The following is a 12,486-nucleotide window of genomic DNA, read 5'->3' on the forward strand; positions in this document are numbered from 1 at the left end:
AGCCGCCTTACTGCAATCTGAATTTACTAACAACAGATTTCAATTGACTGTTTGCAGCTGCAAGATTGATGGTTTCATTTGCAGTAGCTTCTCCATTTGCTGATAACTCCCCCACAATTTCACGAATAGCAGCCATATTACGGGTAATTTCATCCGCAACTGTACTCTGCTGTTCGGCTGCGGTAGCTATCTGCGTATTTAAGTCATTAATATGCGTCACAGATTGAGCAATCGTATCGAGATCATTCGCCACCAAAGACGTATTTTCCACCGTTCTCTCGCATGTTGATTTAGTGATACCCATTGCAGAAATTGCTGTATTTGAACCAGTGCGTAACTTATTTAGCGTCTGTTCAATCTCAGCTGTGCTGGTTTGCGTCCTGGCAGCAAGCGCCCTGACTTCATCGGCGACAACGGCAAAACCGCGACCTTGTTCTCCGGCTCGGGCAGCTTCGATGGCAGCATTTAGCGCAAGCAAGTTTGTTTGGTCTGCAATTTCACCGATTACTTGCAGTACGTTGGTGATATCTAAGGTGTCTTTTCCAATTTCTACAATGCTGGTAGACGTATTTTCAACTTCTTCGACGAGTTGAGATACCGTATTGGTAGCACCGGTTACAGCATTCTTCGAGTCAGTAACTTGCGCGTTTGTATTATGAGTGAACTGGGACGCTTCAGATGCATTACTTGCCACATCATTTGCAGTGGCACTCATTTCCTCAATAGCGGCAACAATCTGTGTAGTTTCCGTTGTGTGTGCTGTCAGCACTTGGTTGTTCGCATCTGTTTGGTTTTTAAGTTGGTCGACGCTGCTAGCGATATGTTCAGAAGACTGCGAGACTTCCAGCATCAATGATTGCAAGTTTGCAATAAAGGCATTAATCCCTCCTGAAATTTGCCCCAGGTCATCATCGCTGGTAACCGGCAGCCGTCGAGTGAGATCGCCGTTGCCTTTTGATAGATCGAGCACGACTTCTTTGAGTGTGAGTATTGGACGATACAAAACATTTAATATTGCTACGACAAGGATAATCGCAATGGAAAGCATTACCAATGAAGATATAATCGCATCAGCCAGCGCCTCATCCACGGCTGCATAAGCAATAGATTTATTAACACCAATAACTAGGTACCATTTTTTTCCATTTACTAATGTTATGGATTTAGTAAACGATAACTGATCTGTTCCATTCAGTGAATAAGTTAAATAGCTCTCGTCTTGAGATAACATCGCTTTCTGCACTTTTGCCATTCCAATATCGGCAAGTCGAGTCCCTACCGCTAGTGAAGATGAACTTGAAGCTAACGTTTTTCCCGTCTCATCTACAATAGCTGTAACCGCACCCGGGAAATCTACGCCTTTAACAGTATCGGCAAGGATAGACAGTTCAATGTCTCCCAAAAGTACACCATTTCCAAATTTTTTAACAATAGAAACAACAGGGAGACCTGTAGTTGCATCATTATAGACATCGGTTAAATCTAAGCCGTTTGCCGCCTTTCCTTTTTGATACCAAGGACGAGTGCGGGGGTCATACTCATCAGGGTCATCAACGCCATCATTCGAGTATGAACGGCCATCATCAAAGCCGTACAGCACCGTCGTTAGATCGCTGGCATCTTTAGCGTATTTGGCTGTTTCGACATAGCGTTCACTCGGCTGACCAGCTTTATAGTGGTCAACCAGCGAGTCGATTGCACGAGTTTTGCTCTTAAACCAGGCTTCAATTTTATTAGCTTCATACCTGACTGTGGATATTGATTGGGCATTTATGTTCTGAATCGTATGATCTCTTAGATCGGCATAAGAAAGCCAGTTAGCTGCCAACAAGCACACGCTAACTAACACTATTACCGAGGTTATTATAGTATTTTTGAATCCTAGAGATTTCATTTCTTACTTGACCTATATCAGGATGAATTAGGGTAAAACCACAGGTATTATCAGACCTGTAGCCTTAAGGGGCAGTGAATAAAGTCGCAGATATTATGCGAACTCTAATGGGAGAGGTAGGTATATTTGTAAGGAGCTTTAAATTTGTGATGTTGTATCCAATTTCGAGATCTGGGTATTTGGGTTTGAAATGTCACCTGGAAGAAAGTGATACTCGAAGTGGCACCATATAAGCTAATGATAAACCTCAAATGATAGGAATTTTCCTGTTCTCAATGTGGTCAAAGCTACCAAGCCAGTCCTGATATGATTATTTTATCCTGCATTTTTAGTGTGTTAACTCTATTTTTTAATTGTACTCAAAAAAAACACAACGCGGGGGGGCTTAGGATAAGCTACATGCAACATTCTCGTACATGTAGATCATTCGCATCAACCATGTACCAGCATATCAGGCCACGAGCACACTTTGAAAAAGCTGTAACAAACACCTGACACGCAATCATTCGGCGTATTTCTTAGCTGACCAGCACCGACATCAAAGCGAAGCGACCGCATTTATATTCACTTCGAGTTCTAAGTACGCATTGTTAAAGCACTTTTACCCTGGATAGAGTTGGCTACGCCAACATCGTTTAGCAAATAGAGTATTTAGCCGTGATGAAACGATTGCTGATATTGCCTGAAGCGAGGGGAATGGATGAAGCCTGGATCAAATAGAATATGATTTGCAATGGTAAATCTGGGGCACGGTAACAATCAGATTGCCCCATAAAATTATCAGAAATAAATAAGCAATTGATTTTTAGATACAGTTTATGTCCGGTATAACACCTTGATAATGTGATAGCCAAACTTAGTTTTAACCGGGCCGATTGGTTCAAGTACTTTTCCGGAAAACACCGCTTTATCAAAAGCAGGAACCATTGCCCCTTTACGAAATTCACCTAAATCACCACCACGGTTCTTAGATGGACATGTGGAGTATTTTTTCGCAAGAGTTTGAAACTTAGCGCCTTTCTTCAACTGTTGAAGAATGTCGTCTGCTTGTTCTTTATGCTTCACTAAAATATGAAGCGCTGCTGCTGTTGAAGCCATAATTTACAACCCAATGTAACTTATCCGAATTCAGCGAGAAAGTGTGCGATAAATCACGTAAAGTAGCAAGCGTAAACATCAGCACGAATTCATTCTTGGTTCAGATAGACTACGAGGTATGGAATTAATAGGTGCCGTGGAAAGGTGCTGCCGGCACCAAGGCGTTAAAAGCAATGAACAAGGGACTTGTTTCTCACATTTCGTATCTGAAATCATGAAACATTAATAAGATACATTATCAGGATATAGGCTCAATTAGACCTTGGTGTAATCTTGCAGCCGTCGTACTTACAGAGGAATTCTTTTTTATAGCCAAAGTTTACATGCTAACAGTTAGACTTTAGTGTAAAATCCAGCCCCCAGAATTATAACGCACGATATCGAGACGACATGCAATTACTCGAAGCCAAATTACACAAAATCGACCGTCACAACTACCGCAGCTACTCTAGTATGCGTGGCGAATACAACTTCGTTGACTTCGACTTTTATATCGACACTATTCAAGCAGACCCATACGCACCTGCTTCTCGTGTTCGTGCTCGTCGTAAATGGGCGCTAACAGATTTAGCTTGGTTGAAAGATCAATCTCAGGATTACCAACGTGGCGCACGTGATTTCATTGCACGTCAATTTGCCGATCTTTCCCAGCAAGAAAACGCAATTCAAATTGATCGTCCTGGTCAGGTTATTCTTGATCGCACTGCTGTTGTCTTTGATGAAGAAGGTATCGAGCTACGCTTTCGCGTTAACCTACCTGCAGACAATCGTAAGATCATTGCTAAAAAGGCAATGAACCTGCTGACGTTTACTATGCCTAAAGTCATTCGTCGCTCTACGATTGCACGTGAACTACCGATTGAAGAAATGAAGCGTCACTGTGAAGCGGTTGAAGATCAGGTGGCCCTGCGCAGCCAGCTAAAAGAAAACAACTTACTTGCCTTTGTTGCCGATGGCAGCGTATTACCTCGCCTTGCCGGTAATGTTGACTTACCAATGGCTGACGCTATTGCGTTCGTTAGCCCTGATGCTCTGGCTCTGGAGCTTGAAGCGCCACATAAAGGTAAAATACGCGGAATGGGTATCCCTGAAGGGATCACCATGATTGTTGGCGGCGGCTTCCACGGTAAATCAACCCTGTTGAATGCGATTGAAAACTCGGTATATGACCATATACCGGGCGATGGTCGTGAATACATTGTTACCAATGATACGGCAACTAAAATCCGTGCTGAAGATGGCCGTTGTGTGCATAATGTTGACTTGTCACCGTACATCAGCAATCTGCCAATGGGTAAAGATACAAACTCATTTAGCACACAAGATGCGTCTGGTTCTACGTCTCAGGCTTCATGGCTTCAGGAATCACTGGAAGCCGGCGCTCAGGCTCTGCTTATTGATGAAGATACATCAGCATCTAACTTTATGATCCGTGACGAGCGCATGCAGGCGCTGATTGCGAAAAATGATGAGCCCATTACGCCATTGGTCGATCGCATTTCACTTCTTCGAGATCAACTGAATATTTCTGTATTACTGGTGATGGGTGGTTCTGGTGATTATCTGGACGTCGCAGATACTGTTATCCAAATGCACAACTATCAAGCCATTGATGTTACAGAAAAAGCAAAAGAAGTGATTGCAACACACCCGACTCGTCGTACTCACGAAGGCACTGAAACACTGTCATTACCTCGTACACGCCAGGTAAACCGCAGTACGCTAAAGGCCATGCTGGAAGACGGAAAATTCCGTATTCAGGTAAAAGACAAGACATCGTTACGTTTTGGACGTGAGCTAATTGACCTACAGGCATTAGAACAAATTGCTGATTCAAGCCAGCTATATGCTGTTGGTTGGTTGTGGTTCCAGCTTGCTCAAGGTAAAGGTTGGGAAAAGACCCCATCAAAAGCATTTGAACAGATGCTGCATGATGACTGGTTCCGTTCAATGCCACACTACGGCGACTTAGCGAAACCTCGTGCAATTGAAGTCATGGCTGTGCTGAGCCGAATGCGTAAAGCTGACTTTAAGTAAGCGAAAGGCTTACCTCTATTCAAAACAAAAGCAACTTTCCCAAACGCTGAGTTCTATAAAAAAGCCCGTAACATTCGTTACGGGCTTTTTCGTTAAGTTTGTGATGATTCTGGTAACACTTTATTTCTTGGTAAATACCATAAACATTGTTGATAGCGGAGGTAAATTCAAACGGATTGAATGATCTAATCCGTGACTTGCTACTTCCTCTGTTACAACAACATGCTTAACCGGCGCATTACTACCCCAGTATTTACCATCATCAGTATTTAGCATGAGCTCGTACTCGCCCTCAGTTGGCACACCTAATGTGTAACCTTCGCGAGGTACTGGCGTGAAGTTAGAAATAACTAATACTTTGTCGCCATTCAGTGCCATACGTTCATGCGCTAATACACTTGTTTCAGCATCATCTTGAACGCGCCATTCGAAACCTTCCGGCGAACAATCTTGCTCGTGGAGGGCTGGAGTTGCAGTGTATAGCTTGTTCAGATCGCTCACTAACGCCTTCATACCGCTATGGCGAGGGTACTGTAGCCAGTGCCACTCTAATTGACCGTCATGTGCCCACTCTGCGCTTTGCGCAATTTCGGCTCCCATGAAGTTCAGTTTCTTGCCTGGTTGGCCATACATATAGCCCATGTAGGCACGCAGGTTAGCGGTTTTCTGCCACTCATCACCCGGCATCTTGTCCAGTAATGAACCTTTGCCGTAAACCACTTCATCATGCGACAAAGACAGTATGTAATTCTCACTGAAAGCATAAATCAATGGGAAGGTAATCGTGTTGTGGTGGTATTTACGGTGCACGGGCTCTTCTTGAATATAAGAAAGGCTGTCGTGCATCCATCCCATATTCCATTTAAACCCAAAGCCCAACCCCCCCATATCAGTCGGACGCGATACGCCAGAAAAAGCGGTAGATTCTTCAGCAATCGTCATCGCGTTCGGATAATGAGAATAGACTTCTTCGTTCATCCAGCGCAACAGGCTAATGGCATCGTAGTTCTCGTTGCCTCCATCATGGTTAGGGATCCACTGATCGTGCTCACGTGAATAGTCGAGGTACAGCATAGATGCGACAGCATCAACACGCAGACCATCGATATGATAATGCTCAAACCAGAACAGTGCATTCGATACTAAGAAACGACGAACATGTTCACGGCCATAGTCATAGATGTAGCTCTTCCAGTCCTGATGCCAGCCACGGCGCGGATCAGGGTCGTTAAACAGTGCCGTGCCATCAAAATTTGCAAGGCCGTGATCATCTGAAGGGAAGTGAGCTGGAACCCAATCAAGTACAACACCGATACCAGCCTGGTGGCATTGATCGACGAAATATTTGAAATCATCAGGCGTCCCGAATCGGCTCGTTGGAGAGAACAAACCAATTGGTTGATAGCCCCATGACCCATAGAACGGATGCTCAGAAACGGGCATCAATTCAAGGTGGGTATACCCCATCTCAGACAGGTACGGAATCAGCTCTTCCGCAAGCTCACGATATGTTAAGAAGTCGCCATTGTCTTTCTTGCGCCAAGATCCAGCGTGAAGTTCGTAAAAAGACAATGCTTCTTGATGTTTGGCAGTGACCGGACGCGTTTGCCAAGCATTATCTTGCCATTGGTAACGCGACTGGTCGTAGACGATAGAAGTAAAAGACGGGTACTGTTCAGAAGAATAACCCCATGGATCGGCTTTATGAGGCAACCCTTTTCCTTCACGATCTTTTAATTCAAATTTGTACTGGGTACCTTCTTCCATTCCTGGAATAAACAGCCCCCAAAGACCGTCATCCAGACGCTGCATCGGGTGACGGCGACCATCCCAGGCATTAAAATGCCCGATCACACTCACAGCTGAAGCATTCGGAGCGAAAGTCAGAAAACGAACGCCAGAAACCAGCTTATTACCTTTATTTAAAGTGATCAGTTGTGCACCCATTTCGCTATGCATTTGCGAAGGGGTCGTTAAGGCATCACCAGAAGGTAAAAACGTGTGGAATTGGTACGGATCGTTAATGGTTTGCTCGCCACTAGGCCAACCGATATGTAGCTTATAAACTGCCGTGGTAAAGTCTTGCTCGCCCTCTAAAACGAAGCCACTTTCGGCCTCTCTTGACAGAGAGAACAACTCACCATTTTCGGTTTCAGCCTTAACAGAAACAGCACCCGGCATCCACACACGAAGTGCGATACCGTTTGACTGATACTGAGGGCCCAAGAACGAAAATGGGTCTGAAAACGCAGCTCTTTCGAGCTGCATATATTCCTTATCACTGCGTGTCACTGTCATGGTGTCCAACGCACTACTCCTGATTAGTTTTTCTGACTGGCGTTTGCTCGTGTTTCTGTTAAACGGCGAGTTAAGTCAATGATGTCCTGCCGTGTAAATAAATCATCTAGGGTGGTAGAAAGCTTACGGCGCCAGTTCGGATACTCATCAACCGTGCCGGGAATATTGACCGGCTTATCCATTTCCAACCAGTCTTCCAATTGCAGACTCAGCAATGCGCTTGAACTTGCAGCCAAATGCAGCTGCAAGCCTTCACTCAGGTTGCGATCCATTGGTACATATCTCGCATCGTGCCCTACCCCTTCAGGAAGATAACCATGCCAGTTCAAACTATCAAGGATTCTTTGCTTACTTTCGGCACGACTGTCAAATAATCCAGACAATTGCTCTTTGTCTGGGTAAAGGCCTAATTCTTCGCCCATTTTCAGATCATCACAGTGCCAGAAACCACGTAAGGTTGGCATATCGTGTGTACACAGTGCCGCCATTGATTGAGCCGGATAATGGCCCGGAGATAGGTAACCACCATCTTCCGCTGTTTCAAAGAAGAACACCTTGTAGGAATGAACGCCTGCCGTTGATAGTTTTTCAACAATCTCATCAGGTACAGTACCCAAATCTTCACCGATCACAGTGCAATGATGACGGTGACTTTCCAACGCAAGTATTGCCATCAGGTCTTCAACTGGGTAGTACATGTATGCGCCGCTCTTCGCAGATTCACCTTTAGGAATCCACCAAAGACGTAAAAGACCTAATACATGATCAATACGCAGTGCGCCACAGTTACGCATGTTTGCACGCAATAACTGAATGTATGGTTCGTACGCTGTTTCTTTCAGTACCTGTGGGTTTAATGGTGGTAAACCCCAGTTTTGGCCTAATGGACCAAGAACATCTGGCGGAGCACCAACACTTACGTCCTGGCATAGTGCACCGTGATCAGCCCACGTTTCGGCGCCTGAATCACACACACCAACAGCAAGGTCACGGTACAGACCCATTACCATGCCTTTTTCTTCAGCAAGATCATTCACTTCTGCCAACTGCGTATCAGCTAACCACTGCAGGTACATATACAGTTGAACTTGCTTGAAATTGTTCTTTATAAAGGCTTTAACGGCTGCGTTATCAAAGTGGCGGTATTCTTCAGGGAATGCTGGCCAGCCCCAAATATTGTCATCGCCTTTTTTCAATTTAGCATGTAAGGCATCAAATGCGGCCTGATGAAGCAGGCTATCGCCACCCTCTTCAACAAATTGCAGGAAATTCTCAGCACGAGCTGTTTTTTTGTCCAGATGACGTTCAGTAAATGTCTCAAACAATAATGGCAGAACGGCCATTTTCAGGCATGACACTTCACTATAATTCACCCAGTTAGTATTACGAGCGTCAACCAGGCGCTGCTGGAATTCTGAACTGCCAACTAGTTGTTGTGCAGGATCGCATTGTGCAAACTCAGGAACCGAGCTGACATCAATGTACATAAGGTTTAGCCAACGGCGTGAAGACGGGCTATATGGACTTGCACCCTCAGGGTTTGCAGGGAATAGTGAGTGAATTGGGTTAAGGCCCACAAAATCACCACCACGTGCAGCAATGTCGGCAACCAGTTGTTTCAGATCACCAAAATCGCCGATACCCCAGTTATGGTTAGTACGAACAGAGTACAGCTGAACACTGGTGCCCCAAAGCTTCTTGTCATCCAACAACGCGGGTTGCTTATAACAAGATTCAGGTGTCACAATCAGTGTCATTTCAAACGGAGATTTACGACGTTTACGGAAGACTTCAAGCTTGTGATAACCCATTTCCAGATCATCAGGCAAAGCAAAAACAAGCGGACCGCCACTTTCACGATCATCTGAAATTAATTGCGATTGCAACCAACCTTCCATTACTTCGCCTTGTTCGGTGTGCAGACGCCAGCTGAAGTCACTCATACGGGCACTGACACCAAGGTGTAAAGTAATGTGCATTGGTTGTTCACCTCGACGAATAACCTGCACAGGTGCAAGTACGTCAGGGCGGTTCTTTTTACGGGCAGATTCTAACAGCGCATCATCATTTTTAGTATCGTAGCCAAGCGCTGCTAATAAACGCAGAATCGTCTCATCTTCAACCTTAGCTTCATCGCCCCAAGCACTGACATAGCTGTCTGCAATCCCAACCATTTCAGCAACTTGTTTTAATACATTGTCTTCTTTCATCGTTCTCTCCGATAGCGGCCTTGCGGCCGCTACGATGTTAGTTTTTGCTGATATCTATAAAAAATATTAATAACCAGCTATGTGTTAACTCAATTAGATTGCTAACTAGCAAAAAGAGTTAACAAACAAGTGGTATTAACGCGCTACGCTCACTTTTTTGAAACTGGTTTTAAGTTCCAGATATTGTTTGCATAATCACGGATACTGCGGTCTGAACTAAATTTGCTCATCAAAGCAGTGTTAAGAATTGCCTTACGCGCCCAGTTTTCCTGGTCACGGTATTCAGCATCAATTTTCTCGTGAGTCTTCGCATAATCTGCAAAGTCTGCTAATACCAGGTACGGATCCCCACCTTCCAGCAAGTTATGACGAATTGCCGCCAGCTGGCCAGGCTTACCTGGGGTGAACTCATCAGTTTCCAACAGATCCAGTGATGCACGCAGTAAACTATCAGCATGATAGTAACGGTAAGGGTCGTACCCTTCTTCCAGTAGTTTTTGTACTTCATCAACGAGTAGTCCGAAGATGAAGATATTCTCATCACCCACTTCTTCACGCATCTCAACGTTTGCACCATCCATCGTACCGATAGTTAAGGCACCATTTAGGGCAAACTTCATGTTACCTGTACCTGATGCTTCTTTACCTGCAGTAGAAATCTGCTCAGAAACATCAGCTGCCGGGAACAGGATTTCTGCAAGACTTACGCGATAATCAGGGATAAATACAACCTTCAGCTTGCCACCAAGACGAGGATCATTATTCACCTTCTCAGCAACTTTATTAATTGCGAAGATGATATCTTTAGCAAGTGCATAGCCAGGTGCTGCTTTTGCGCCAAAGAAGAATACGCGCGGGTGCATATCAAATGTCGGCTCATTGATCAGACGGTGATACAGCGACAGAATATGAACCAGATTCAGGTGCTGACGCTTGTATTCGTGCAGACGCTTGATTTGGATATCAAAGATGGCATCAGTATCTAACTCGATACCCATATTCTCTTCAACCCAGTTAGCCAAGCGCTGTTTGTTTTCTTTCTTCACTGCCATGTAACGCTTCTGGAAAGCTTTATCGTCAGCGAATTTTTCCAGCCCGGCGATTTTTTCCAGCTTTTTCGGCCAGTCATCACCCACTTTTTCGCTAATCAACGCAGACAGGCCAGGGTTACAGTATTTCACCCAGCGACGCGGGGTAACACCATTGGTTACATTATGGAGACGCCCTGGGAATAACTCATGAAATTCAGGGAACAGATCACGCTTAACCAGCTCCGAGTGAAGGGCTGCTACACCATTGACGGCATAAGTGCTCACTACGCAAAGGTTAGCCATGCGTACCATGCGTTGAGGGCCTTCTTCAATGATTGAAAGCTTGCGCTTGATTTCATTGTTACCAGGCCATTTCTTTTCAACCAGGCTCATAAAGCGATGGTTAATTTCGAAGATGATTTCCATGTGGCGTGGAAGCATCTCTGAAATAAGCGCTTCGCTCCACGTTTCAAGTGCTTCTGGAAGCAAGGTGTGGTTAGTATAAGCAAAGGTCTTAGAACAAATTGCCCATGCCGCATCCCAATCAAGATTCTGCTCATCAAGAAGAATGCGCATTAGCTCGGGAATTGCGATAGTTGGGTGGGTATCATTTAGCTGAATAGCTTCAAGCTTCGCAAAATCTTCAATCTTGTGACCTGCCGCGAAATGACGACGTAGAATATCTGCTACTGAACACGCACAGTGGAAGTACTGTTGCATCAGGCGTAGTGCTTTACCCTGATCATGATTATCATTCGGATAAAGAACTTTCGTCACGTTACCCGCTTCTAACTGACCGTACTGGGCACCTACGTAATCACCATCGTTAAAACGAGCCAGGTTGAACGGTGCAGGTGAACGACACTCCCACAAACGTAGTGGGTAAACGCTCTTATTATCATAACCAATCAGAGGAAGGTCCCAGGCAACACCTTCAACGTTCAACGCAGGTACCCAACGACGGCAGTTCTCACCATCTTCATTGATATATGATTCAACACGACCATATAGACCAACCGTCTGATTCAATTCTGGACGAAGAACTTCCCAAGGGTAACCTTCAATGCCACGCCATGCATCCGGTGCTTCCACCTGGCGTCCATTTTCAAAAGACTGACGGAATAGACCGTACTCATAGTGTAGGCCGTAACCTACGGCTGGATATTCTTGAGCGGCTAATGAATCCATGAAACAAGCAGCCAGACGACCTAAACCGCCATTACCTAAAGCAGGATCTCGCTCTTCTTCTAGCAGGTCGGATAAGTTCAGACCAAGTTCTTCTACCGCACCGCTCACATCTTCATAGAGACCCATGCTGATTAGGTTGTTACCTGTAAGGCGGCCGATTAAGAATTCAAGTGAAAGGTAGTTAACACTACGTGCATTGCTTTCAGCTACAAACTTCTCTGTCTCAAGCAAGCTGCCAGTACTGATTTCTGCCAATGCACGGCCAACGGCAAGATACCAGCTACGTGTGTCTGCTGTTTCAACCGTTTGTGCGTAAGTAGTAACTAAGTGTTTTTGTACTGCCGCTTTAAAAGCCGCTTTATCAAATTGTTGTGTCTGACCACGTGTAGTCATGGTTCTTTCTCTCTCTAGGATTATTCCAACTGGTGTCTATGCTGCCTGTATTTGCCTTTAAAAACATCCTCCCGCCCCTTGGAGGATGAGGGATGAGTCAGAGGGGCGTAGGTAATGAAACTCCGCGTTTTTTGTGACATTGCCCGTAGTTTCAGGGCGGAGAAAAAAGTTCAGACCGCCATAGGTACAACATACCTCACACTTTTACATGTAAAACTTATGTGCAACTACGGATTCATTTCTTATTTCCCGCAGCTGTATATGTGAGCCAGCTCATAATTTTGGGGGTGAGATACGATAGATATACCTTTTCATCGACATAGAAAGGTAAAGTTAG

General features: G+C 44.9%; 6 protein-coding genes. 1 reads left to right on the forward strand and 5 read right to left on the reverse strand.

Annotation, left to right across the window (positions count from 1 at the left end; translation table 11 throughout):
- Nucleotides 1-7 precede the first annotated feature (7 nt).
- Nucleotides 8-1,894 (reverse strand): methyl-accepting chemotaxis protein, encoded by a 1,887-nt coding sequence (locus tag C9I89_RS09270; RefSeq protein WP_107283070.1) that lies wholly within the window; start codon nt 1,892-1,894, stop codon nt 8-10.
- Nucleotides 1,895-2,710: 816 nt separating this feature from the next.
- The gene (gene ppiC, locus C9I89_RS09275) at nt 2,711-2,992 is read right to left on the reverse strand and encodes a peptidylprolyl isomerase PpiC (protein ID WP_107283071.1); all 282 of its coding nucleotides are present in this window, start codon (nt 2,990-2,992) and stop codon (nt 2,711-2,713) included.
- Between the two features lie 390 nt (nt 2,993-3,382).
- Here ppiC and C9I89_RS09280 point away from each other — a divergent pair, with 390 nt between their 5' ends.
- Nucleotides 3,383-5,029 carry an ABC-ATPase domain-containing protein gene (locus C9I89_RS09280; protein WP_107283072.1) on the forward strand — a complete coding sequence of 549 codons (1,647 nt, stop codon included), beginning with the start codon at nt 3,383-3,385 and terminating at the stop codon, nt 5,027-5,029.
- 120 nt (nt 5,030-5,149) lie between these two features.
- On the opposite strand, the gene glgB is transcribed toward C9I89_RS09280, so the two are convergent.
- The 3 genes from glgB to C9I89_RS09295 form a co-directional block, all read right to left on the reverse strand.
- Complete coding sequence (gene glgB / locus C9I89_RS09285) at nt 5,150-7,297, reverse strand: 1,4-alpha-glucan branching protein GlgB (protein ID WP_211315237.1); 2,148 nt, start codon at nt 7,295-7,297, stop codon at nt 5,150-5,152.
- 53 nt (nt 7,298-7,350) lie between these two features.
- The gene (malQ, locus tag C9I89_RS09290) at nt 7,351-9,537 is read right to left on the reverse strand and encodes a 4-alpha-glucanotransferase (protein ID WP_107283074.1); all 2,187 of its coding nucleotides are present in this window, start codon (nt 9,535-9,537) and stop codon (nt 7,351-7,353) included.
- A 149-nt stretch (nt 9,538-9,686) separates the two neighbouring features.
- The gene (locus tag C9I89_RS09295) at nt 9,687-12,149 is read right to left on the reverse strand and encodes a glycogen/starch/alpha-glucan phosphorylase (protein WP_107283075.1); all 2,463 of its coding nucleotides are present in this window, start codon (nt 12,147-12,149) and stop codon (nt 9,687-9,689) included.
- Nucleotides 12,150-12,486: the final 337 nt, after the last annotated feature.

It is taken from the genome of Photobacterium lipolyticum (genome assembly GCF_003026475.1).
GTDB classification, from domain to species: Bacteria; Pseudomonadota; Gammaproteobacteria; order Enterobacterales; family Vibrionaceae; genus Photobacterium; species Photobacterium lipolyticum.

Coding starts and splice junctions, on each gene's coding strand:
- C9I89_RS09270 (WP_107283070.1), bottom strand. CDS start 1,894: ATGAAATCTCTAGGATTCAAAAATACTATAATAACCTCGGTAATAGTG.
- ppiC (WP_107283071.1), bottom strand. CDS start 2,992: ATGGCTTCAACAGCAGCAGCGCTTCATATTTTAGTGAAGCATAAAGAA.
- C9I89_RS09280 (WP_107283072.1), top strand. CDS start 3,383: ATGCAATTACTCGAAGCCAAATTACACAAAATCGACCGTCACAACTAC.
- glgB (WP_211315237.1), bottom strand. CDS start 7,297: ATGCAGCTCGAAAGAGCTGCGTTTTCAGACCCATTTTCGTTCTTGGGC.
- malQ (WP_107283074.1), bottom strand. CDS start 9,537: ATGAAAGAAGACAATGTATTAAAACAAGTTGCTGAAATGGTTGGGATT.
- C9I89_RS09295 (WP_107283075.1), bottom strand. CDS start 12,149: ATGACTACACGTGGTCAGACACAACAATTTGATAAAGCGGCTTTTAAA.